This is a genomic window from Paenibacillus massiliensis subsp. panacisoli DSM 21345 (assembly GCF_000426545.1).
Classification (GTDB): domain Bacteria; phylum Bacillota; class Bacilli; order Paenibacillales; family Paenibacillaceae; genus Paenibacillus; species Paenibacillus panacisoli.
In genome coordinates, this window is sequence record NZ_AUFO01000029.1 from 14,690 (window position 1) to 34,877 (window position 20,188).

At 46.9% G+C, this 20,188-nt stretch carries 34 protein-coding genes; all 34 read right to left on the reverse strand.

Annotated features, from left to right (window positions below; genetic code table 11):
* Positions 1 to 719: 719 nt before the first annotated feature.
* The 34 genes from rplQ to rpsG all read right to left on the reverse strand — a co-directional run bounded on the left by rplQ (position 720) and on the right by rpsG (position 20,146).
* Positions 720 to 1,085, reverse strand: coding sequence for a 50S ribosomal protein L17 (rplQ, locus tag K331_RS0119245; RefSeq protein WP_018888248.1), 366 nt, complete (start codon positions 1,083 to 1,085; stop codon positions 720 to 722).
* 34 nt (positions 1,086 to 1,119) lie between these two features.
* Positions 1,120 to 2,064 (reverse strand): DNA-directed RNA polymerase subunit alpha, encoded by a 945-nt coding sequence (locus tag K331_RS0119250; protein ID WP_018888247.1) that lies wholly within the window; start codon positions 2,062 to 2,064, stop codon positions 1,120 to 1,122.
* Between the two features lie 136 nt (positions 2,065 to 2,200).
* On the reverse strand, positions 2,201 to 2,596 hold the full coding sequence (gene rpsK, locus K331_RS0119255) for a 30S ribosomal protein S11 (RefSeq protein WP_018888246.1): 396 nt from the start codon (positions 2,594 to 2,596) through the stop codon (positions 2,201 to 2,203).
* 19 nt (positions 2,597 to 2,615) lie between these two features.
* Positions 2,616 to 2,984, reverse strand: a complete 369-nt coding sequence (gene rpsM / locus K331_RS0119260) for a 30S ribosomal protein S13 (RefSeq protein ID WP_018888245.1) — start codon at positions 2,982 to 2,984, stop codon at positions 2,616 to 2,618.
* A gap of 20 nt (positions 2,985 to 3,004) precedes the next feature.
* Complete coding sequence (gene rpmJ / locus K331_RS0119265) at positions 3,005 to 3,118, reverse strand: 50S ribosomal protein L36 (RefSeq protein WP_003333770.1); 114 nt, start codon at positions 3,116 to 3,118, stop codon at positions 3,005 to 3,007.
* A gap of 84 nt (positions 3,119 to 3,202) precedes the next feature.
* A complete protein-coding gene (infA, locus tag K331_RS0119270; protein WP_006212898.1) occupies positions 3,203 to 3,418 on the reverse strand; it encodes a translation initiation factor IF-1 in 216 nt (71 codons plus the stop codon).
* A gap of 2 nt (positions 3,419 to 3,420) precedes the next feature.
* Positions 3,421 to 3,729, reverse strand: coding sequence for a KOW domain-containing RNA-binding protein (locus K331_RS0119275; protein WP_018888244.1), 309 nt, complete (start codon positions 3,727 to 3,729; stop codon positions 3,421 to 3,423).
* 9 nt (positions 3,730 to 3,738) lie between these two features.
* On the reverse strand, positions 3,739 to 4,491 hold the full coding sequence (map, locus tag K331_RS0119280; protein ID WP_028591589.1) for a type I methionyl aminopeptidase: 753 nt from the start codon (positions 4,489 to 4,491) through the stop codon (positions 3,739 to 3,741).
* A gap of 5 nt (positions 4,492 to 4,496) precedes the next feature.
* Complete coding sequence (locus tag K331_RS0119285; RefSeq protein ID WP_028591590.1) at positions 4,497 to 5,141, reverse strand: adenylate kinase; 645 nt, start codon at positions 5,139 to 5,141, stop codon at positions 4,497 to 4,499.
* An 88-nt stretch (positions 5,142 to 5,229) separates the two neighbouring features.
* The gene (gene secY, locus K331_RS0119290; protein WP_028591591.1) at positions 5,230 to 6,525 is read right to left on the reverse strand and encodes a preprotein translocase subunit SecY; all 1,296 of its coding nucleotides are present in this window, start codon (positions 6,523 to 6,525) and stop codon (positions 5,230 to 5,232) included.
* Entirely contained in the window at positions 6,525 to 6,965 is a 441-nt protein-coding gene (gene rplO / locus K331_RS0119295; protein WP_018888240.1) for a 50S ribosomal protein L15, read from the reverse strand. The genes secY and rplO overlap by 1 nt, the downstream gene beginning before the upstream one ends.
* 44 nt (positions 6,966 to 7,009) lie before the next feature.
* Positions 7,010 to 7,195: a 50S ribosomal protein L30 gene (rpmD, locus tag K331_RS0119300; protein WP_018888239.1), complete on the reverse strand. Its 186-nt coding sequence runs from the start codon at positions 7,193 to 7,195 to the stop codon at positions 7,010 to 7,012.
* Positions 7,196 to 7,207: 12 nt separating this feature from the next.
* On the reverse strand, positions 7,208 to 7,705 hold the full coding sequence (gene rpsE, locus K331_RS0119305; RefSeq protein WP_018888238.1) for a 30S ribosomal protein S5: 498 nt from the start codon (positions 7,703 to 7,705) through the stop codon (positions 7,208 to 7,210).
* A 27-nt stretch (positions 7,706 to 7,732) separates the two neighbouring features.
* The gene (rplR, locus tag K331_RS0119310; protein ID WP_018888237.1) at positions 7,733 to 8,101 is read right to left on the reverse strand and encodes a 50S ribosomal protein L18; all 369 of its coding nucleotides are present in this window, start codon (positions 8,099 to 8,101) and stop codon (positions 7,733 to 7,735) included.
* Positions 8,102 to 8,217: 116 nt separating this feature from the next.
* On the reverse strand, positions 8,218 to 8,760 hold the full coding sequence (rplF, locus tag K331_RS0119315) for a 50S ribosomal protein L6 (protein WP_018888236.1): 543 nt from the start codon (positions 8,758 to 8,760) through the stop codon (positions 8,218 to 8,220).
* A 31-nt stretch (positions 8,761 to 8,791) separates the two neighbouring features.
* A complete protein-coding gene (rpsH, locus tag K331_RS0119320) occupies positions 8,792 to 9,190 on the reverse strand; it encodes a 30S ribosomal protein S8 (RefSeq protein ID WP_018888235.1) in 399 nt (132 codons plus the stop codon).
* A 32-nt stretch (positions 9,191 to 9,222) separates the two neighbouring features.
* The gene (locus tag K331_RS31620; RefSeq protein WP_013312154.1) at positions 9,223 to 9,408 is read right to left on the reverse strand and encodes a type Z 30S ribosomal protein S14; all 186 of its coding nucleotides are present in this window, start codon (positions 9,406 to 9,408) and stop codon (positions 9,223 to 9,225) included.
* Positions 9,409 to 9,472: 64 nt separating this feature from the next.
* Complete coding sequence (rplE, locus tag K331_RS0119325; RefSeq protein WP_018888234.1) at positions 9,473 to 10,015, reverse strand: 50S ribosomal protein L5; 543 nt, start codon at positions 10,013 to 10,015, stop codon at positions 9,473 to 9,475.
* A gap of 28 nt (positions 10,016 to 10,043) precedes the next feature.
* Positions 10,044 to 10,400 (reverse strand): 50S ribosomal protein L24, encoded by a 357-nt coding sequence (rplX, locus tag K331_RS0119330; RefSeq protein WP_018888233.1) that lies wholly within the window; start codon positions 10,398 to 10,400, stop codon positions 10,044 to 10,046.
* Between the two features lie 45 nt (positions 10,401 to 10,445).
* Complete coding sequence (gene rplN / locus K331_RS0119335; protein ID WP_018888232.1) at positions 10,446 to 10,814, reverse strand: 50S ribosomal protein L14; 369 nt, start codon at positions 10,812 to 10,814, stop codon at positions 10,446 to 10,448.
* Between the two features lie 36 nt (positions 10,815 to 10,850).
* The gene (gene rpsQ / locus K331_RS0119340) at positions 10,851 to 11,114 is read right to left on the reverse strand and encodes a 30S ribosomal protein S17 (RefSeq protein ID WP_018888231.1); all 264 of its coding nucleotides are present in this window, start codon (positions 11,112 to 11,114) and stop codon (positions 10,851 to 10,853) included.
* A gap of 50 nt (positions 11,115 to 11,164) precedes the next feature.
* Positions 11,165 to 11,362 carry a 50S ribosomal protein L29 gene (gene rpmC / locus K331_RS0119345; protein ID WP_018888230.1) on the reverse strand — a complete coding sequence of 66 codons (198 nt, stop codon included), beginning with the start codon at positions 11,360 to 11,362 and terminating at the stop codon, positions 11,165 to 11,167.
* Positions 11,352 to 11,786, reverse strand: a complete 435-nt coding sequence (gene rplP, locus K331_RS0119350) for a 50S ribosomal protein L16 (protein WP_018888229.1) — start codon at positions 11,784 to 11,786, stop codon at positions 11,352 to 11,354. The genes rpmC and rplP overlap by 11 nt, the downstream gene beginning before the upstream one ends.
* Before the next feature lie 2 nt (positions 11,787 to 11,788).
* Positions 11,789 to 12,454, reverse strand: coding sequence for a 30S ribosomal protein S3 (gene rpsC / locus K331_RS0119355; protein WP_018888228.1), 666 nt, complete (start codon positions 12,452 to 12,454; stop codon positions 11,789 to 11,791).
* Between the two features lie 13 nt (positions 12,455 to 12,467).
* Positions 12,468 to 12,800, reverse strand: coding sequence for a 50S ribosomal protein L22 (gene rplV, locus K331_RS0119360; RefSeq protein WP_018888227.1), 333 nt, complete (start codon positions 12,798 to 12,800; stop codon positions 12,468 to 12,470).
* A 35-nt stretch (positions 12,801 to 12,835) separates the two neighbouring features.
* Positions 12,836 to 13,111 (reverse strand): 30S ribosomal protein S19, encoded by a 276-nt coding sequence (rpsS, locus tag K331_RS0119365; RefSeq protein ID WP_018888226.1) that lies wholly within the window; start codon positions 13,109 to 13,111, stop codon positions 12,836 to 12,838.
* Between the two features lie 66 nt (positions 13,112 to 13,177).
* Positions 13,178 to 14,008, reverse strand: a complete 831-nt coding sequence (gene rplB / locus K331_RS0119370) for a 50S ribosomal protein L2 (RefSeq protein WP_018888225.1) — start codon at positions 14,006 to 14,008, stop codon at positions 13,178 to 13,180.
* Between the two features lie 29 nt (positions 14,009 to 14,037).
* Positions 14,038 to 14,328 carry a 50S ribosomal protein L23 gene (gene rplW / locus K331_RS0119375; RefSeq protein WP_018888224.1) on the reverse strand — a complete coding sequence of 97 codons (291 nt, stop codon included), beginning with the start codon at positions 14,326 to 14,328 and terminating at the stop codon, positions 14,038 to 14,040.
* Entirely contained in the window at positions 14,328 to 14,951 is a 624-nt protein-coding gene (gene rplD, locus K331_RS0119380; RefSeq protein ID WP_018888223.1) for a 50S ribosomal protein L4, read from the reverse strand. Before rplD ends, rplW begins: the two co-directional genes overlap by 1 nt.
* A 25-nt stretch (positions 14,952 to 14,976) precedes the next feature.
* On the reverse strand, positions 14,977 to 15,600 hold the full coding sequence (gene rplC, locus K331_RS0119385) for a 50S ribosomal protein L3 (protein ID WP_018888222.1): 624 nt from the start codon (positions 15,598 to 15,600) through the stop codon (positions 14,977 to 14,979).
* Positions 15,601 to 15,639: 39 nt separating this feature from the next.
* Positions 15,640 to 15,948 carry a 30S ribosomal protein S10 gene (gene rpsJ, locus K331_RS0119390; protein ID WP_009226637.1) on the reverse strand — a complete coding sequence of 103 codons (309 nt, stop codon included), beginning with the start codon at positions 15,946 to 15,948 and terminating at the stop codon, positions 15,640 to 15,642.
* Positions 15,949 to 16,263: 315 nt separating this feature from the next.
* A complete protein-coding gene (gene tuf, locus K331_RS0119395) occupies positions 16,264 to 17,454 on the reverse strand; it encodes an elongation factor Tu (protein ID WP_018888221.1) in 1,191 nt (396 codons plus the stop codon).
* A 98-nt stretch (positions 17,455 to 17,552) separates the two neighbouring features.
* Positions 17,553 to 19,628 (reverse strand): elongation factor G, encoded by a 2,076-nt coding sequence (fusA, locus tag K331_RS0119400; protein WP_028591592.1) that lies wholly within the window; start codon positions 19,626 to 19,628, stop codon positions 17,553 to 17,555.
* 47 nt (positions 19,629 to 19,675) lie between these two features.
* Entirely contained in the window at positions 19,676 to 20,146 is a 471-nt protein-coding gene (rpsG, locus tag K331_RS0119405) for a 30S ribosomal protein S7 (protein ID WP_018888219.1), read from the reverse strand.
* Between the last annotated feature and the right edge of the window lie 42 nt (positions 20,147 to 20,188).

Consider the following 20,188-nt stretch of genomic DNA (forward strand, 5'->3'; position numbering starts at 1 on the left):
TATCCATTCATAGAGTTCACACTCGCGCTGGCTCCGGACATTCACTCCGAGATCAGAACAACCTTCCGATCGCAGTTATCCCCGGATTCTTTGATTAATTCATATGAAAGGAATGAATCCAGGGATAAAGGCGAGCGCTTCGCTTCTCCAGGTTTTTTCTGCTCTCTCCGTTCCGGCGTAAGCTGTACGTTTAACCTCATAAATTCAGATGAATAGGCGCATGCCAAGCTATGCTCGATGCCTGAATCTGCTGAGCTACAAAGGCGAGCACTTCGTTTCCTCTGCCCATACATTTTGTTAGCATTGATTACAGCAAGCGCTGCGCTTGCTTGCTGATATAAAGTCCTCCGTTGCTCTATGACTCCATGCAACTGTTCATGAAAGCAAGACACTAGTGCAGCGCTGGCCCGAAGCAGGCCAGCAACCAGGCACTCGCATGAAAGGCTCTTCCACGGTTGCATTCGCAAGAATGCGGCTGTGGAAGGAGAGCCGTTCCTAGACAATATATTCGTTCCCCTCTTATATGCCCGCCTACCGCCAAGCTTGCAGGGGTCCAGGGGACCGCATCCCCCTGGGGTCTCCCTTGGCTAAGGGGGAATTATAGGGGGATCGAAATACAATCATTAAAAAGGAGAAGCCCTTACAGAGCTTCTCCCACAGAAGAAAAAAAGGGCCGCTCAGAATCATCGGATTCTGCCACCCTTTCCTCTTCCACCTGCTTACGCGCGGTCAACCAATTCCAAGTAAACCATTGGAGCAGCATCGCCACGACGAGGTCCCAGTTTCAGGATACGAGTGTACCCGCCTGGACGCTCGGAGTAACGAGTAGCCAAATCGCTAAACAGTTTTTGGATTGCATCCTGATCGCCGTCCAAAGTTTCGCGACGAACATAAGCAGCTACTTGACGACGTGCATGCAGATCACCTTTTTTAGCTTTAGTGATCAGCTTTTCAGCGATGGAACGAACTTCCTTCGCTTTCGCCTCAGTAGTTTGGATACGCTCATACAGGAACAGATCCGTTACCAGGTCACGGAACAATGCTTTACGTGCACTGGAGTTACGGCCCAATTTTTGATATGCCATGTGTTTTCCCTCCTTCACTCAGGACGTTGCTAAACTATTCTTCCGTACGAAGTCCTAAACCAAGCTCTTCCAGCTTCTCTTGAACCTCTTCCAAAGATTTGCGGCCCAAGTTACGGACCTTCATCATATCTTCTTCAGATTTCGTAGTAAGCTCTTGTACCGTGTTGATACCAGCGCGCTTAAGGCAGTTGTAGGAACGGACGGAAAGATCCAGTTCTTCAATCGTCATTTCCAATACTTTTTCTTTCTTGTCTTCCTCTTTTTCAACCATAATCTCAGCGTCTTTGGCTTCATCAGTCAAGCCAACGAACAGCATAAGATGTTCGGTCAAAATTTTAGCCCCGAGACTTACAGCCTCTTCAGGTCGAATACTTCCGTCGGTCCATACTTCGAGTGTCAGCTTATCGTAGTTGGTTACTTGGCCAACACGCGTATTCTCCACTCCGTAGTTTACACGTGAGATCGGTGTATAGATGGAGTCGACGGGGATAACGCCGATCGGCTGATCTTCGCGTTTGTTCCGGTCTTGCTTAACATAGCCGCGACCGCGATTGGCGAAAATACGCATGTGAAGTCTCGAACCCGGCCCCAATGTGGCGATATGAAGATCCGGATTCAGGATTTCAACATCACTATCCGCACGAATATCTCCTGCCGTCACAGTTCCTTCGCCTTCCGCATCGATTTCGAGCACTTTCTCTTCATCGGAATGGATCTTCAGCGAGAGAGCCTTCAGGTTCAAGATAATCTCCGTTACATCTTCCATCACACCTGGAACTGTTGCAAACTCGTGCAGAACTCCATCGATTTGCACCGATGTCACTGCCGCACCCGGCAGAGAGGAGAGCAGAATACGACGAAGCGAGTTGCCCAGCGTCGTGCCGTATCCGCGTTCCAAAGGTTCTACTACGAATTTCCCATAGGTGCCATCATCATTGACGTCCACCGTCTCAATTTTCGGCTTTTCGATTTCAATCACTGCAATATCCCTCCTTCAAAACGTCGCTCCTATATGAAACCTTCACCATATCCATTTTTAACCATGCAGTATTGTCTAAACAATCATTATTAGCAGATTGCAATGGTTTTATACTACACGTACAGGATAAATCTCATTAGACACGACGACGTTTTGGAGGACGGCATCCGTTGTGAGGTACCGGAGTCACGTCTTTAATCAGGTTAACTTCCAGACCCGCAGCTTGCAGGGAACGAATCGCTGCTTCACGGCCTGCGCCTGGTCCTTTAACCATAACTTCAACACTCTTCATGCCATGCTCCATTGCAGCCTTGGCAGCTGTTTCAGCAGCCATTTGTGCAGCGTACGGAGTGGATTTACGGGAACCGCGGAATCCAAGACCGCCAGAGCTTGCCCAAGAGATTGCGTTACCGTGAGGGTCCGTAATTGTAACGATAGTGTTGTTGAACGTGGAACGGATGTGTGCCACGCCAGATTCGATATTTTTACGGTCACGACGTTTGGTGCGTACAACTTTTTTCGGTTTAGCCATTGAATGTTATCCTCCTTTCTTATTTCTTTTTATTTGCTACAGTACGACGAGGACCTTTACGTGTACGGGCATTCGTTTTTGTACGTTGACCACGAACAGGCAGACCACGACGGTGACGAATACCGCGGTAGCAACCGATCTCAGTCAGACGTTTAATATTCAAGGAAATTTCACGACGCAGATCACCTTCTACTTTTACCGATCCGTCGATTGTTTCACGTAATTTGCTCACTTCATCTTCTGTCAAGTCGCGAACACGAGTGTTCACATCGATGCCTGATTCTTTAAGGATTTTCTGAGAAGTCGTTTTACCGATTCCGAAAATGTAAGTCAAGGCGATCTCAACGCGTTTGTCACGTGGCAAATCCACACCAGCTATACGAGCCATTTTACGCTACACCCCCTTCTTTAACCTTGTTTTTGTTTGTGTTTCGGATTTTCGCAAATAACCATTACATTGCCTTTGCGGCGAATGACTTTGCATTTCTCGCAAATGGGCTTTACAGAAGGTCTTACCTTCATGCTAATTACCTCCTCCAAGTCTTACCCTGGTAAAACTCGTTTCATAACCATTCATAGTTTTTGGAACAAAAGATAACACACGATTTATTTCCGGTACGTTATACGACCTTTGGTTAAATCGTAAGGCGATAACTGAACGACCACTTTGTCGCCTGTCAGAATGCGGATAAAATGCATCCGCAGCTTTCCGGAAACATGAGCAAGAATTTGGTGACCGTTCTCGAGCTCCACCTTGAATGTTGCGTTGGGAAGAGGTTCGATCACAGTACCTTCTACTTCAATGACATCTTCTTTGGCCACAGCTAGTCTCCTTTCTCTTCAGTTGTTGGATTGGTGGAATCCAGGAATTCATTCACTGCATGACGCAGCTTTCCGTTCGTAACCCGACCGCATTCCTGCAAACTATTCACAACTTCGCTGCTAATTACTGGCTGCGGCATCAGGTGAAGAATATTCTTCTTCTTGGCCTGATCAAACTTGCGCTTGTTGCCATCAGCAATATATACAAAACGATCATCCGCTATGGATACTACGACAGCTGCCTGACCGGTATCTCTACCTCTCAGGATTTTCACAATCTGACCGATCTGCAGGCTGTTTTGTGCTTTCATGCTTACCACCTACGATTTCAGTATAGTGAAAATCTCCATGCCGTCCGGCGTTACCGCGACCGTATGCTCAAAATGAGCACAAAGTGATCCGTCCACCGTTACGACCGTCCAGTTGTCTTCCAACGTCCGTACATGCCGGGAGCCGGCATTGACCATGGGCTCGATCGCCAGTACCATGCCTGGTTTGAGCCTCGGTCCCACGTTCGGGATACCGTAGTTCGGAATTTGCGGATCCTCATGCAGCTTGGCTCCTATGCCGTGACCGACATATTCCCTCACTACTGAGAAGCCTGCTTCCTCAATGTATCTCTGAATCGCATGCGAGATTGTAAACAGGCGAACGTCCGGCTTGACCTGAGACAGTCCCTCCATCAGGGCGCCTTCCGTCACGTCTAATAACCTTTGTGCAGCATCCGAGATGCTGCCAACTGGATATGTCCATGCGGAGTCCCCATGGTACCCCCGATACTGCGCACCAATGTCAAACGTAACGATATCACCTTCGTCTAGCTTGCGGCTGCCGGGGAACCCGTGCACCAATTGTTCGTTGACTGAAGCGCAAATGCTAGCAGGAAAACCATTATAACCTTTAAAAGACGGCACAGCTCCCTGACTGCGAATGTACTGATCAGCTATATGATCAAGCTCACCGGTGGTTATGCCGGGCTCAATCTGTTCGGCCAGAATCTTGTGGGTCTCAGCTACGATGCGTCCGGCTTCCCTCATATAGCTCAATTCCGTTTCGGACTTGCAAACGATCATTACAATTAACCCCGCAGCAAGGATACCAGATCTTCAGATACCTGATGAATATCCTGCTCCCCGTCGATTTGACGCAAAAGATCTTTGTTCTCATAGAACGAGAGGAGTGGTGCCGTTTTGTTGCTATACTCATCAAGCCGTGTCGCAACGCTCTCTTCATTATCATCAGCGCGTTGGTACAGCTCGCCTCCGTCTTTGTCACAAATGCCTTCTACCTTTGGTGGATTGAATACCAGATGGTACGTTGCACCACAGGTTTTGCAGATGCGGCGACCCGTAATACGGGCCAGCAGACGGTCGCGGTCTACCTTCAGATCGACAACATGATCAAGCGACATGCCCAGACGTCCGAGAATTTGGTCCAGCGCCTCAGCCTGTGCCAAAGTTCTTGGAAATCCATCCAACAGAAAGCCTTTCTTGCAGTCTGCCTGCTGGAGTCTCTCCTCTACGATACCGATCGTAATATCGTCAGGTACCAGATCTCCACGATCAATGTATTCTTTGGCCTTGATACCGATTGGAGTACCGAGCTTCATAGCCAGACGGAATGCATCACCTGTAGAGATATGTGGGACACCGAGTTCATTAACGATTACTTCAGCTTGTGTGCCTTTTCCAGCCCCAGGAGGGCCCATGATCAGAATGTTCACTCTCTCACTCCTCAGGAACGACCCCTACACAAGAAACAGCACAATAGGTGCCGATGAACAGGCATAATCCTGTTCCGGAACCTATTGACTATTTATTGATGAAGCCTTTGTAATGGCGTTTAATGAGCTGGCTTTCGATTTGCTTCATGGTATCCAATGCAACACCAACGATGATGAGCAGTGAAGTACCTCCGATCTGTACAGAACGAGGCAAACCAGAAAGTGCACCGAAGAATACCGGCAGAACCGAGATGACTGCCAAGAACAGTGCCCCTGTCATAGTAAGACGGGACATTACCCGCGTCAGGTAGGTCTCAGTGGCTTTACCAGGGCGAATGCCTGGGATGTAGCCGCCGTTCTTCTTCATATTGTCGGCCATTTGCTGCGGATTCATCTGCACAAAGGTGTAGAAGAATGTGAAGCCGATAATCATTACAACATATAACACCATACCAAGCGGTTTGTCATAGTACAAGTGAGTAGTTACCCATTGTGCCCATGCCTTATCCGCCCAGAAGCTTGCAATAATAATCGGGAACTGCAGCAACGACACTGCGAAGATAACCGGAATAACGCCTGCCGCATTGATTTTCATCGGAATATGCGTATTCTGGCCACCGTACATTTTGTTCCCCACAACGCGCTTGGCATACTGCACAGGAATCTTACGAATACCTTGCTGGATAAAGATAACACCCACGACAATCAGCACAATTACCAAAACGATAATAATCGCTTTGAGAATATTGATGAACAGTTGATCCGCTTGGATAAACTGCGACTCAGCAATTGTCCGAATGTGTCTTGGTATGCCAGCTGCGATCCCTGCGAAGATGAGGATGGAAATACCGTTACCAATACCTCTTTCCGTTATTTGCTCTCCAAGCCACATCAGGAACGTAGTCCCCGCTGTAAGCACGATCGCAATCAGGATGTAGTCTGCAACTGTTGCTCCAGGAATCATTTGTGCTCCATACAGACGATTAAATCCGATCGAGGTACCAAATGCCTGAATGAGCGCCAGTACTACCGTACCATAACGTGTAACTTGCGCCAACTGCTTTTTACCATGCTCCCCTTGCTTTGCCCATTCCGCAAGCTTCGGAATGACGTCCATGGATAGGAGCTGCACGATGATCGAAGCCGTAATATACGGCACGATCCCGAGAGCAAAGATAGAGAACTGATACAACGCACCTCCGGAGAAGGTGTTCAGTAGGCCGAACAGCTCACTGCCTGCTGTATCATTAGTAAATACATTTTTGTCGACTCCTGGTACTGTAATAAATGAGCCAATACGGAACACTATGAGAATCATAAGTGTAAACCCGATGCGGTTCCGCAGATCTTCAACCCGCCATATATTAGAAAGGGCTTTGAACATTAGATCACCTCGGTTTTACCGCCGGCAGCTTCAATTTTCTCTACCGCAGATTGAGAAAACTTGTTAGCTTTTACAGTAAGCTTGACAGTGACTTCACCGTTACCAAGAATTTTGATTCCGGATTTTGTGTTTTTCACAACTCCGCTGTTAACCAAAAATTCAGGAGTCACTTCAGTACCTTCTGCAAAACTATTCAGATCTTCGATATTCACAACTGCATATTCTTTGCGAGTTGGGTTCACGAAACCGCGCTTAGGCAAGCGACGATACAATGGGTTTTGACCACCTTCGAAGCCCGGACGCACACCACCACCGGAACGTGAGTTTTGACCTTTATGACCGCGACCTGATGTTTTACCTGTACCGCTACTAGTACCGCGACCAACGCGTTTGCGTTCTTTGCGGGAGCCAGTAGCTGAGGACAGCTCATGTAACTTCATCGTTCGTTGCACCTCCTTGATTATTTGTTGAACTTCTGTATCTCTTAAGCTTCGATTTCTTTAACCGAAACCAGATGACTTACTTTGTTGATCATACCGCGAATGGCAGGATCGTCGTTGTGAACTACAGTTTGGTTCAGCTTACGCAGTCCCAGAGTGTTCACAGTTGTTCTTTGAGTACCTGGGCGGCCAATCAAAGAACGGACAAGGGTAATTTCTAATTTACTCATGACATATCCTCCTTAACCGCGCAGCTCTTCGACAGTTTTGCCACGCAATTTCGCTACATCTTCAGCGCGTTTCAAGCGGGACAAACCTTCCAAAGTCGCATTGACCATGTTCATGGAATTCGAAGAACCCAGAGATTTTGTCAAAATATCACCTACGCCAGCCAGTTCGAGCACCGCACGAACAGGACCGCCTGCAATTACACCAGTACCTTCAGATGCTGGCTTCAACAGAACGCGGCCTGCGCCGAACTTACCAGTAACCAGGTGAGGAACTGTAGTTCCTACGAGTGGAACGTGTACCAGGTTTTTCTTAGCGTCTTCCACACCTTTGCGAATCGCTTCAGGTACTTCGCCAGCTTTACCGATACCAGCACCAACCCAGCCATTGCCGTCACCGACAACAACCAGTGCGCTGAAACTAAAGCGACGTCCGCCTTTTACAACTTTAGCTACACGATTAATATTTACAACTCTTTCAGACAGTTCTAAAGTGTTCGGATCTACACGCAAGTCGTTAACCTCCTTTTGTAAAATGTCTTAAAACTCAAGTCCAGTTTCGCGAGCTGCTTCAGCCAGCGCTTGGATACGTCCATGATACAGGTAGCCTCCACGGTCGAAAACAACCGCAGTAACACCCTTTTCTTTACCGCGCTTAGCAACGAGTTCTCCGACTTTACGTGCGGATTCCACGCTAGCACCGTTAGCGATATCTTTGCTCAGCTCTTTATCCATAGTGGATGCAGCTGCCAATGTCACGCCTGCTACGTCATCAATCAGTTGAGCGTAGATATGTTTTTCAGAACGGAATACGTTCAAACGAGGACGTTGAGCCGTTCCTTGGATTTTTTTACGAACACGCAGATGTCTTCTCACACGTGCTTTGTTTTTATCCTTTTTCGTAATCATCTTCTTCTTTCACTCCCTTCAGTTTGCCTTTAACAGCTTCAGATCAAGACGCACTGGGTAAAAAAGAGGCACGTAGTCTCCCCAAGACGGCAGACCACAGAAAGGCGGTAAGAAAGTTATTTCTTCTTACCGGCTTTACCTTCTTTACGGATGATGCGTTCGCCTTCATACTTAATACCTTTACCTTTATACGGCTCAGGCTCACGAACGGAACGGATTTTAGCAGCGTAGGCACCTACGCGCTCTTTGTCGATTCCGCGAACGATGATTTTAGTGTTCGAAGGAACTTCGAACTCGATGCCCGGTTCTGGAGTGATTTCTACCGGATGGGAGTAACCAACGTTCAGAACGATTTTATCTCCGGATTTGCTTGCACGATATCCGACCCCAACCAGTTCCAGAGATTTAGCGAATCCTTCAGTTACACCACTTACCATGTTATTGACAACGGAGCGGGTTGTTCCGTGCAAAGAACGGTGAAGTTTGTTATCAGAAGGACGAACTACGTTAATTTCATTGTTTTCAACAGTAACCTGCATGTCTTTGTGAAGTTCACGAGTCAGAGTTCCTTTCGGTCCTTTAACAGTGATCACTGCGTTATTCAGTGTTACATCCACACCACTTGGTACTGCGATTGGTTTGCGACCAATACGGGACATGTATTGCACCTCCTATCTTCTTAGCTTTGTATTACCACACGTAGCAAATAACTTCTCCGCCGGCTTTGGACTGACGAGCTTCTTTATCAGTCATGATACCTTTAGATGTAGAAATGATCGCGATTCCGAGTCCACCCAGTACGCGAGGAATCTCATTGCTCTTCGTGTACACGCGCAGACCAGGCTTACTGATTCTTTTCAGACCAGTAATAACACGCTCGTTATTAGCACCGTATTTCAGGAAAACACGGATAATCCCTTGTTTGTTATCCTCAACAAATTCCGCATCACGAATGAAGCCTTCACGCTTCAGAATGTCTGCGATTTGCTTTTTCATTGTCGAAGCAGGCATCTCAACTGTCTCGTGGCGAACAGTGTTCGCGTTACGAATACGAGTAAGCATATCTGCAATTGGATCAGACATAGTCATTGTGTATAAACCTCCTTCCCGTTCAGGACTTTTTACCAGCTTGCTTTTTTCACGCCAGGAATCTGGCCTTTATAAGCTAATTCACGGAAGCAAATTCTGCAGATCTTGAATTTTTGCAACACGGAATGTGGACGACCACAACGCTCACAACGAGTGTATGCGCGAACTTTGAATTTCGGCGTGCGTTGTTGTTTAACTTTCATCGAAGTTTTTGCCACTTAGCCTGACACCTCCTAGATAGATTCGGAGAAATGGGCAGCTGCCCACAACGTTAAGCCAATATTACTTTGCAAAAGGCATTCCCAGTTGAGTCAGCAACTCACGGGACTCTTCGTCAGTGTTCGCAGTTGTTACGATAACGATATCCATACCGCGAACTTTGTCCACTTGATCATACTCGATCTCAGGGAAGATCAATTGTTCCTTCAGACCGAGTGTGTAGTTACCACGGCCGTCAAAGGCTTTAGTGGATACACCACGGAAGTCACGAACGCGTGGCAGTGTAATGTTGAACAGCTTATCCAGGAAGTAGTACATACGCTCGCCGCGCAGTGTTACTTTAACCCCGATTGGCATGTTCTCACGCAGCTTGAAGCCTGCGATGGATTTCTTAGCACGAGTGATAACTGGCTTTTGACCAGTAATCAGCTGCAGATCGTTAACAGCGGAATCAAGCACTTTGGAGTTTTGAACAGCTTCGCCAACCCCCATGTTGATTACAACTTTCTCGATCTTAGGCACTTGCATTACAGTCGTATAGTTGAACTTCTGCATCAGAGCAGGAGTGATTTCATTCAGAAAACGCTCTTTCATTCGAATAGCCATGAACAATGGTCCTCCTTTCCTTTAAAGATTATTTATCGATTTGTTCTCCGGAACGTTTAGCAACGCGCACTTTTTTACCGTTATCCAATACTTTGTAACCGATACGGGTTACTTTTCCGCTCTTTGGATCGATATGCATCACGTTGGAAACATGAATTGGAGCTTCTTTCTCGATGATGCCGCCTTGTGGATTTTGCTGGTTAGGCTTTTGGTGTTTTTTGATCATGTTAACACCTTCCACAAGCACACGGTTTTCACGAGGATAAGCAGCAATTACGCGTCCCTTTTTACCTTTATCCTTGCCTGTAATCACCATAACAGTGTCGTCTTTTTTGACGTGCAGCTTGTTGTTGTGGGATTCCAGAACCTTTTTCACTTTTGGCATTTCGTACACCTCCTATAACTTGCTGTATACGGGCAGGGTCTCTGCTTAGATTACTTCCGGAGCCAAAGAAACGATTTTCATGAAGTCTTTATCACGAAGTTCGCGAGCAACTGGTCCGAAAATACGAGTTCCGCGTGGGCTCTTGTCTTCTTTCACAACTACCGCTGCATTTTCGTCAAAGCCGATGTAGGAACCGTCTTTACGACGCACGGAACGTTTTGTACGAACAACAACCGCCTTAACTACATCACCCTTTTTGACAACGCCGCCTGGTGTTGCTTGTTTGACGGAGCAAACGATCAGATCACCGATTTGGGCTGTACGACGTCCAGTTCCGCCCAATACACGGATACACATCAGTTGCTTAGCACCAGAGTTATCGGCTACAGCCAAACGTGTAAATGGTTGAATCATTTAGATATCCTCCTTTCGGACAAAACTGCTTCTATATTAGATAATTACTGCTTTCTCAACGATCTCGACCATTCTCCAGTTCTTATCCTTGGAAAGTTTGCGAGTTTCCATGATTTTAACAGTATCACCGATTTGTGCAGTGTTGTTCTCATCATGTGCTTTGAACTTTTTCGTATACTTGATACGTTTATGGTAGAGATCATGTTTTTTGTAAGTTTCTACAGCTACCACGATCGTTTTATCCATTTTGTCACTAACTACTTTGCCGACTTGTACTCTACGGGCATTACGTTCGCTCATTGTTGGCCTCCTTCCTAATTACAGACGATGTCCTCGTCTGGTATGAGTTCTTAGCTAATCCCAAGTTCTCTCTCACGGATTACGGTTTTAGCACGAGCAATTTCCTTACGAACATCGCGGATGCGAGTCGGGTTGTCGAGCTGACCGGTAGCGAGTTGAAAGCGGAGGTTAAAGAGTTCTTCTTTAAACCCGGTAATTTTTTGTTCAAGTTCAGCAGTGGTTAGGTTGCGAAATTCACTAGCCTTCATTTACTTCACCACCCAATTCTTCACGTTTCACAAACTTAGTTTTGATTGGCAGCTTGTGAGCGGCAAGACGCATTGCTTCGCGAGCAACCTCTTCCGGTACGCCAGCAAGTTCGAACATGATCTTACCTGGCTTCACGACTGCAACCCATTTTTCAACGTTACCTTTACCGCTACCCATCCGCACTTCAAGAGGCTTTTGTGTAATCGGTTTGTCTGGGAAAATCTTGATCCACACTTTACCGCCACGTTTGATGTAACGTGTCATCGCGATACGAGCAGATTCGATCTGACGGTTAGTGATCCAAGCTGGTTCAACAGCTTGCAGACCGTATTCGCCAAAGTTCAGCGTTGTGCCGCCTTTAGCACGGCCTTTCATGTGTCCGCGTTGTTGCTTGCGGTGTTTTACGCGCTTTGGTACCAACATGATTAGTTGCCTCCTTCCTGAGCAGCTTGTTTCTTAGCCGTAGGAAGAACCTCTCCACGATAGATCCATACTTTTACGCCAATACGACCATAAGTAGTATGAGCCTCCGCTGTACCATAATCGATGTCGGCACGAAGCGTGTGCAGTGGAACAGTTCCTTCACTGTAGCCTTCTGAACGAGCGATCTCAGCACCGCCAAGACGGCCGCCCACTTGTGTTTTAATCCCTTTTGCACCGGAACGCATAGTTCTTTGAATTGCTTGTTTCAAAGCACGACGGAACGATACGCGACGCTCCAGTTGTTGTGCAATGCTTTCAGCAACCAGAATTGCATCCAGTTCAGGGTTTTTGATTTCAGAGATATTGATGTGTACTTTTTTACCGCCTGCGATTTTGGTGATTTCACCACGCAGAATTTCAACTTCAGAACCACCTTTACCGATTACCATACCTGGCTTCGCAGTGTGGATTGTTACGTTGATGCGGTTCGCTGCTCTTTCGATCTCGATACGGGAAACAGCGGAGTCTTTCAGCTTGTTCTTCAGGTGTTCACGAATCTTTACGTCTTCCAGCAAAAGATCACCGAAATCTTTGCCTGCGTACCATTTGGATTCCCAATCACGGATAATACCGACTCGGAGTCCTACGGGGTTTACCTTTTGTCCCACACGTTTTCCCTCCTTATTTTTCAGATACCACCAAAGTGATGTGGCTAGTGCGTTTGTTAATCCGGCTAGCACGACCCATTGCGCGTGGACGGAAACGTTTCATTGTTGGTCCTTGGTTTACGAATACCTCGGATACATACAATTTGTTTACGTCCATGGAATAGTTGTGATCAGCGTTAGCAATTGCAGAGTTCAGCAACTTCTCTACTACTGGAGAAGCTGACTTTGGTGTGTGGCGCAGGATTGCGACCGCTTCACCCACTTGCTTGCCGCGGATCAAGTCAATAACGAGTTTAACTTTACGTGCGGAGATCCGAATAGATCTAGCATGTGCTTTTGCTTCCATTGAGTTACCCTCCTCTCAAACATAGCAGTGGTTCATTATCTTCTTGTTTTCTTGTCGTCGTCGTGGCCCTTGTAAGTACGGGTAGGAGCGAACTCTCCCAACTTGTGACCAACCATATCCTCAGTTACATATACAGGCACGTGCTTGCGACCATCGTATACACCGAAAGTGTGTCCGATGAACTGCGGGAAAATTGTGGAACGACGGGACCAGGTTTTGATTACTACTTTCTTGTCCGTTTCATTCAAAACCTCTACCTTTTTCAGCAGGTATGCATCTACGAATGGTCCTTTTTTAAGACTGCGGCTCATATGTGAATCCTCCCTTCGTCAAACGTTCTCGTTCTTAGTCCAGGCACGCATTAAGCAATGCGTGCATTATTTCGTGCGGCGACGAACGATGTATTTATCAGAAGCTTTATTTTTCTTACGAGTTTTGAATCCGAGTGTCGGTTTGCCCCAAGGAGACATTGGAGACTTACGCCCGATTGGTGCACGACCTTCACCACCACCGTGAGGGTGATCGTTAGGGTTCATTACTACCCCGCGGACTTCAGGACGCTTGCCCAACCAACGATTACGTCCCGCTTTACCGATTTTCACGAGCTCGTGATCTTCGTTACCAACGGAACCGATTGTAGCGCGGCAAACTTTCAGAATGCGGCGAACTTCACCGGAGGACAGACGAACTGTTACATACTTTTCTTCTTTACCAAGAAGTTGAGCTTCAGTACCAGCTGCACGGACCAGTTGTCCGCCTTTACCTGGTTTTAACTCAATATTGTGGATCACTGTACCTACAGGAATGTTTTCCAGTGGCAGGGAGTTACCGATTTTGATGTCGGAAGCTGGTCCGGACACTACCTCGTCTCCTACTTTCAGACCTTTAGGAGCGATGATATAGCGCTTCTCGCCATCCACATAATGAATCAACGCGATGTTGGAAGTACGGTTCGGGTCATACTCGATTGTAGCAACGCGGCCCGGTATTCCATCTTTGGTACGTTTGAAGTCAATGATACGGTATTTACGTTTGTGTCCACCGCCGTGGTGACGAACCGTAATTTTACCTTGGTTGTTACGTCCTGCTTTTTTGCTCAGAGGCGCCAGCAAGGATTTCTCCGGCTGATTAGTCGTGATCTCTTCGAAAGTAGATACGGACATTGCACGTCTTGCAGGTGACGTCGGTTTGTACTTTTTAATTGGCACTGATTTTCCCTCCTTACTTTAAAGGTTTCTTATACCGATTCAAAGAACTCAAGCGGTTTGCTGTCTTTGCTCAGCGTTACGAAAGCTTTTTTCCACTCGCTAGTGTAGCCGGAGTGACGACCGTAACGTTTTGGCTTCGCAGGAACACGCAGAGTGTTCACATTGGAAACTTTCACGTTGAAAATAGCTTCAATCGCTTGTTTGATTTCGATCTTATTGGAACGCATATCCACTTCGAACACATATTTCATATCGCCCATCATCTCAGCTGTACGCTCAGTGATAATAGGACGTTTGATAATATCACGAGGATCTTTCATTACGCGAACACCTCCTCAACTTTCTGGACTGCTTCTTTCGTAATGATCAGCTTGTCGTGTTTGAGCACGTCAAGAACATTAATACCGTCTGCTGCAACAAACTTCACCCCAGGAATATTGCGGGCGGAAAGAGCCACATTATCATCATAGCTAGGCGCTACGATCAACGCTTTGCGGTCTGCTTTCAGGTTGTTCAGGATAGCAGCGAATTCTTTCGTCTTTGGAGCATTCATAGTAAGTGCATCCAATACGATAATTTCGTTCGCGATCACTTTGGAAGACAGTGCCGATTTGATGGCAAGACGACGAACTTTCTTAGGCAGTTTGTAGGCATAGCTACGTGGTGTAGGTCCGAAAACAACACCGCCGCCTTTCCATTGTGGAGAGCGAATAGAGCCTTGACGAGCGCGACCTGTACCTTTTTGTTTCCAAGGTTTACGTCCACCGCCACGTACTTCAGAGCGCCCTTTCACTTTGTGAGTACCTTGACGCAGGGATGCCAGTTGCATAACAACTGCTTCGTGAAGAACGTGCTTATTCGGCTCGATTCCGAAAATCGCATCATTCAGTTCAACTTCGCCAACTTGGCTTCCGCTAATATTGTAAAGTGCTACCTTAGGCATTTCGTGTTCCTCCTTTCTTCAGTCCTTATTTCTTCACCGATTCTTTAATTTTCACTAAGCTGTTTTTCGGTCCAGGAATGGAGCCTTTTACGAGCAGCACGTTGCGTTCTGCATCGACTTTAACAACTTCAAGACGTTGGATCGTCACTGTATCATGACCCATGTGTCCTGGCAGACGTTTACCTTTAGGTACGCGGTTCGCTTGGATGGAACCCATGGAACCTGGACCTCTGTGGTAACGGGAACCGTGAGACATAGGACCTGTGCTTTGTCCCCAACGTTTGATAACACCAGCGAAACCTTTACCTTTGGAAGTACCGGTTACGTCAACGAACTCACCTTCAGCGAAGATATCTGCTTTCAATTCTTGACCTACTTCGTAGGCAGCAAAATCAACACCGCGGAATTCACGAACGTAGCGCTTAGGTGCAGTATTAGCCTTTTTGGCATGTCCTGCTTCTGGTTTGTTGGCATTCTTTTCTTTCTTATCTGAGTAACCCAGTTGAATCGCTTCGTAGCCATCGTTTTCCACGTCTTTCTTTTGCAGAACAACGTTAGGACCAGCTTCGATTACTGTAACCGCAACTACATTACCTTCAGCGGTAAACACTTGGGTCATTCCAAGTTTTTTTCCTAAGATACCTTTCATGTTGACACCTCTTTTCCTTTCCTTAGTTACATCTACTTATTACAGTTTAATTTCGATATCTACACCGGACGGCAGATCCAAGCGCATCAAGGCATCCACAGTTTGTGGAGTTGGGTTCACAATATCGATCAGACGCTTATGAGTGCGTTGCTCGAATTGCTCCCGGGAATCCTTGTACTTGTGTACCGCACGGAGAATAGTAATAACTTGTTTTTCAGTTGGCAGCGGAATTGGCCCAGATACACCTGCACCCGAACGTTTTGCTGTCTCAACAATTTTCTCAGCGGATTGATCAAGAATTCTGTGATCGTATGCTTTCAAACGAATACGAATTTTTTGCTTTGCCATTGTAGTCCCTCCTTCTATCGCCCAATTTGGTATCGGACATACTCCGTGAAAATTTTCTAACCACCACCCCATGGCAAAGGGGCCGGGTGTGTCAGTAACCTCTCACATCATCGCACAGTCACAAACAACATTCTTATTATATAGAATATATAGGCTTAATGCAAGCATTAAACCAAAAAAATATAAAATAATAATATCATTGCAGATACGCTAATGAAAAAGCCCCCACCCGAAGGTGGAGGCTTCCGAATCGTTACAGTACAATGTTACTCGTTCCAGTACAATGTTGCTTATGTGATAAGGGATAATCCCTTATTATTTAATGATTGTTGCTACAGCGCCAGCGCCTACTGTACGTCCGCCTTCACGAATCGCGAAGCGAGTACCTTCTTCGATCGCGATTGGAGCGATCAGGTTAACTGTAACTGTGATGTTGTCACCAGGCATAACCATTTCAGTACCTTCTGGCAGGTTGATGATACCAGTTACGTCAGTTGTACGGAAGTAGAACTGTGGACGGTAGCCAGTGAAGAAAGGTTTGTGACGTCCACCCTCTTCTTTAGTCAAAACATACACTTGAGCAGTGAATTCAGTGTGTGGTTTAACGGAAGCGGGTTTAGCCAGTACTTGACCGCGCTCGATTTGAGTACGATCTACACCACGAAGCAGTGCGCCGATGTTGTCACCAGCTTGAGCGGAATCCAGCAATTTACGGAACATTTCAACGCCCGTAACAACGGATTTCTTAGTTTCTTCTTGGATACCGATGATTTCGATTTCGTCACCGACTTTAACAGTACCACGCTCTACACGACCTGTAGCAACTGTACCACGACCAGTGATGGAGAATACATCCTCAACAGGCATCAAGAAAGGTTTTTCAGTGTCGCGCTCTGGAGTTGGGATGTAAGTATCAATTTCTTTGAACATCTCAACGATTTTTTGAGCCCACTCACCATCAGGGTTTTGCAGAGCTTCACGAGCGGAACCACGAGTGATCGGAGTGTCATCGCCTGGGAACTCATATTCGTTCAGCAGGTCACGAACTTCCATTTCAACCAGTTCAAGCAACTCTTCGTCTTCAACCATGTCGCATTTGTTCAAGAATACAACAATGTAAGGTACGCCTACTTGGCGGGACAGAAGGATGTGCTCACGAGTTTGTGGCATTGGGCCGTCAGCTGCGGATACAACCAGGATTGCTCCGTCCATTTGAGCTGCACCAGTGATCATGTTTTTAACATAGTCAGCGTGACCTGGGCAGTCAACGTGTGCATAGTGACGATTGTCAGTTTCGTACTCAACGTGAGCTGTGGAGATTGTGATACCACGCTCTCTTTCTTCTGGAGCTTTATCGATTTGGTCGAACGCTACTGCAGCACCACCGTAAGTTTTGGACAATACAGTTGTGATTGCAGCAGTCAGAGTTGTTTTACCATGGTCAACGTGACCGATAGTACCAATGTTAACGTGCGGTTTATTACGCTCAAACTTAGCCTTTGCCATTTGAACAAGTCCTCCTCAATATCTTGGTTTTATGTGTAGACTGTCGAGGCGACACCTTATGAGTGAAGCTCCGCCAGTCCAGTTACACTTCAGGTGTATTACTCACCTTTTGTTTTGGATACAATTTCGTCCGCAATGCTCTTAGGAACTTCTTCATAGTGAGAGAGTTCCATGGAGAACACACCGCGTCCTTGTGTACCAGAACGAAGAGTTGTCGAGTATCCGAACATCTCGGACAAAGGCACCTTCGCACGGATGATTTGAGCACCACCGCGAGCATCCATACCTTCGATGCGTCCACGACGGGAGTTCAGCATACCCATAACGTCGCCCATGTACTCCTCAGGAACCGTTACTTCAACTTTCATAATCGGCTCAAGCAATACCGGCTTACATTTGTCTTTCGCAGCTTTCAGCGCCATCGAACCAGCAATTTTAAATGCCATTTCGTTGGAGTCAACATCATGGTAGGAACCATCAACGATGGTAGCCTTAACGTCAACAAGCGGGAAGCCTGCGATTACGCCGTTCTTCATTTGCTCTTCGATCCCTGCAAGAGCAGGTCCGATATATTCTCTCGGAACAGATCCACCAACAACTTTACTTTCGAACTGGCTTCCTGTACCTGCTTCAAGTGGCTCGAACTCAACCCATACGTGACCGTATTGACCACGACCACCGGATTGACGAACGAACTTACCCTCAACACGTGCAGGAGCACGGAATGTCTCACGATAGGCAACTTGTGGTTTACCTACGTTCGTCTCCACTTTGAACTCACGACGCATACGATCGATGATGATATCCAAGTGAAGCTCACCCATACCAGCCAGGATAGTTTGTCCTGTTTCTTCGTTAGTAGAAGCGCGAAGAGTTGGATCCTCTTCAGTCAACTTACCCAGAGCTACGGACATCTTGTCTTGGTCAGCCTTAGTCTTAGGCTCAACCGCGATCTCGATAACCGGATCAGGGAAGTTCATGGACTCAAGGATAACTGGATGCTTCTCATCACACAGTGTATCACCTGTTCCAGTATCTTTCAAACCTACAGCTGCTGCAATATCACCAGAGAATACTTCAGTGATCTCTTGACGGCTGTTAGCATGCATTTGCAGGATACGTCCGATCCGCTCACGCTTGCCTTTCGTTGCATTCAATACGTAAGAACCGGATTGCAGAACACCGGAGTATACGCGGAAGAATGTCAATTTACCAACATAAGGGTCAGTCATGATTTTGAAAGCCAAAGCAGAGAATGGCTCTTCATCAGAAGAGTGACGCTCTACTTCAGTTCCATCTTCCAGGTGACCTTGAATGCTTGGTACGTCAACTGGTGCTGGCAGGTAGTCGATAACTGCATCCAGCATCAATTGAACGCCTTTGTTACGGTAAGAAGATCCACAGATAACTGGGAAGATCTTAACTTCTACTACACCTTTACGGAGAGCAGCTTTGATTTCCTCTACGGAAATCTCTTCACCCTCAAGGTATTTCATAGTCAGCTCTTCATCCAGCTCAGCAACCTTCTCGATCAGCTCATTGCGGAGCTCCTCGACTTGGCCTTTGAACTCATCTGGAATTTCTACCTCTTCGATGTTTTGACCCAGATCATCTTTGTACATGTGAGCTTTTTGCTCAACGATGTCAATGATACCTTGGAAGTCATTCTCAGCACCGATTGGCAGTTGGATTGCAACAGCGTTTGCCTGAAGGCGATCACGCATGTCAGCAACAACGTTCAGGAAGTCAGCACCGATGATATCCATTTTGTTAACATATGCGATCCGTGGAACGCCATAGCGGTCAGCCTGTCTCCATACAGTTTCAGACTGAGGCTCAACGCCTTCCTTCGCACTGAAAACACCTACTGCTCCGTCCAATACACGAAGGGAACGTTCAACTTCAACAGTGAAGTCAACGTGCCCCGGGGTGTCGATGATATTAACGCGGTGACCCTTCCAAGCGGCTGTAGTCGCAGCGGATGTAATCGTAATTCCGCGCTCCTGTTCTTGCTCCATCCAGTCCATTGTCGCAGCACCCTCGTGAACCTCACCGATTTTGTGCGTACGGCCTGTGTAGAACAAGATCCGCTCAGTTGTCGTAGTTTTACCCGCATCAATATGAGCCATGATCCCGATATTACGTGTATTTTTCAAGGAGAACTCTCTTGCCATGAAATGGGTCTCCCTTCAAAATAGAAGTTATTTTGTAAAACTGAATCCTACCAGCGGTAGTGAGCGAATGCTTTGTTCGCTTCAGCCATTTTGTGCGTGTCTTCGCGTTTCTTAACGGAAGCGCCTGTGTTGTTGGATGCATCGATAATCTCAGCAGCCAAACGCTCTTCCATTGTCTTCTCACCGCGGTTGCGGGAGTAGTTCACGAGCCAACGAAGTCCCAGGGAAGTACGTCTCTCTGGCTTAACCTCGATTGGTACTTGGTAGTTAGCGCCGCCTACACGACGAGCTTTAACTTCCAGGACTGGCATGATATTCTTGATAGCTGCTTCGAAAACTTCCATTGGGTCATTCCCAGTACGTTCTTGGATAAGCTTGAACGCATTGTACAGAATGTTTTGAGCAACTCCGCGTTTTCCGTCGAGCATGATGCGATTGATCAGACGAGTAACCAACTTGCTGTTGTATACCGGATCAGGCAGCACGTCTCTCTTGGTAACTGGACCTTTGCGTGGCATGGATATCCCCCTTTCTCACATATTCACCGACATTCATGCCGG

Excerpts from the sequence above, each read along its gene's own strand:
- rplQ (WP_018888248.1), bottom strand. The coding sequence starts at position 1,085 with ATGGCATATCAAAAATTGGGCCGTAACTCCAGTGCACGTAAAGCATTG.
- rpsK (WP_018888246.1), bottom strand. The coding sequence starts at position 2,596 with ATGGCTAAACCGAAAAAAGTTGTACGCACCAAACGTCGTGACCGTAAA.
- rpsM (WP_018888245.1), bottom strand. The coding sequence starts at position 2,984 with ATGGCTCGTATAGCTGGTGTGGATTTGCCACGTGACAAACGCGTTGAG.
- rpmJ (WP_003333770.1), bottom strand. The coding sequence starts at position 3,118 with ATGAAGGTAAGACCTTCTGTAAAGCCCATTTGCGAGAAATGCAAAGTC.
- K331_RS0119275 (WP_018888244.1), bottom strand. The coding sequence starts at position 3,729 with ATGAAAGCACAAAACAGCCTGCAGATCGGTCAGATTGTGAAAATCCTG.
- map (WP_028591589.1), bottom strand. The coding sequence starts at position 4,491 with ATGATCGTTTGCAAGTCCGAAACGGAATTGAGCTATATGAGGGAAGCC.
- secY (WP_028591591.1), bottom strand. The coding sequence starts at position 6,525 with ATGTTCAAAGCCCTTTCTAATATATGGCGGGTTGAAGATCTGCGGAAC.
- rplO (WP_018888240.1), bottom strand. The coding sequence starts at position 6,965 with ATGAAGTTACATGAGCTGTCCTCAGCTACTGGCTCCCGCAAAGAACGC.
- rpmD (WP_018888239.1), bottom strand. The coding sequence starts at position 7,195 with ATGAGTAAATTAGAAATTACCCTTGTCCGTTCTTTGATTGGCCGCCCA.
- rplR (WP_018888237.1), bottom strand. The coding sequence starts at position 8,101 with ATGATTACGAAAAAGGATAAAAACAAAGCACGTGTGAGAAGACATCTG.
- rplF (WP_018888236.1), bottom strand. The coding sequence starts at position 8,760 with ATGTCCCGTATTGGTCGCAAACCAATCGCAGTACCAAGTGGTGTGGAT.
- rpsH (WP_018888235.1), bottom strand. The coding sequence starts at position 9,190 with ATGACTATGTCTGATCCAATTGCAGATATGCTTACTCGTATTCGTAAC.
- rplE (WP_018888234.1), bottom strand. The coding sequence starts at position 10,015 with ATGGCTATTCGAATGAAAGAGCGTTTTCTGAATGAAATCACTCCTGCT.
- rplX (WP_018888233.1), bottom strand. The coding sequence starts at position 10,400 with ATGCCAAAAGTGAAAAAGGTTCTGGAATCCCACAACAACAAGCTGCAC.
- rplN (WP_018888232.1), bottom strand. The coding sequence starts at position 10,814 with ATGATTCAACCATTTACACGTTTGGCTGTAGCCGATAACTCTGGTGCT.
- rpsQ (WP_018888231.1), bottom strand. The coding sequence starts at position 11,114 with ATGAGCGAACGTAATGCCCGTAGAGTACAAGTCGGCAAAGTAGTTAGT.
- rpmC (WP_018888230.1), bottom strand. The coding sequence starts at position 11,362 with ATGAAGGCTAGTGAATTTCGCAACCTAACCACTGCTGAACTTGAACAA.
- rplP (WP_018888229.1), bottom strand. The coding sequence starts at position 11,786 with ATGTTGGTACCAAAGCGCGTAAAACACCGCAAGCAACAACGCGGACAC.
- rplV (WP_018888227.1), bottom strand. The coding sequence starts at position 12,800 with ATGGAAGCAAAAGCACATGCTAGATCTATTCGGATCTCCGCACGTAAA.
- rpsS (WP_018888226.1), bottom strand. The coding sequence starts at position 13,111 with ATGAGCCGCAGTCTTAAAAAAGGACCATTCGTAGATGCATACCTGCTG.
- rplW (WP_018888224.1), bottom strand. The coding sequence starts at position 14,328 with ATGAAAGATCCTCGTGATATTATCAAACGTCCTATTATCACTGAGCGT.
- rplD (WP_018888223.1), bottom strand. The coding sequence starts at position 14,951 with ATGCCTAAGGTAGCACTTTACAATATTAGCGGAAGCCAAGTTGGCGAA.
- rplC (WP_018888222.1), bottom strand. The coding sequence starts at position 15,600 with ATGAAAGGTATCTTAGGAAAAAAACTTGGAATGACCCAAGTGTTTACC.
- rpsJ (WP_009226637.1), bottom strand. The coding sequence starts at position 15,948 with ATGGCAAAGCAAAAAATTCGTATTCGTTTGAAAGCATACGATCACAGA.
- tuf (WP_018888221.1), bottom strand. The coding sequence starts at position 17,454 with ATGGCAAAGGCTAAGTTTGAGCGTAATAAACCGCACGTTAACATTGGT.
- fusA (WP_028591592.1), bottom strand. The coding sequence starts at position 19,628 with ATGGCAAGAGAGTTCTCCTTGAAAAATACACGTAATATCGGGATCATG.
- rpsG (WP_018888219.1), bottom strand. The coding sequence starts at position 20,146 with ATGCCACGCAAAGGTCCAGTTACCAAGAGAGACGTGCTGCCTGATCCG.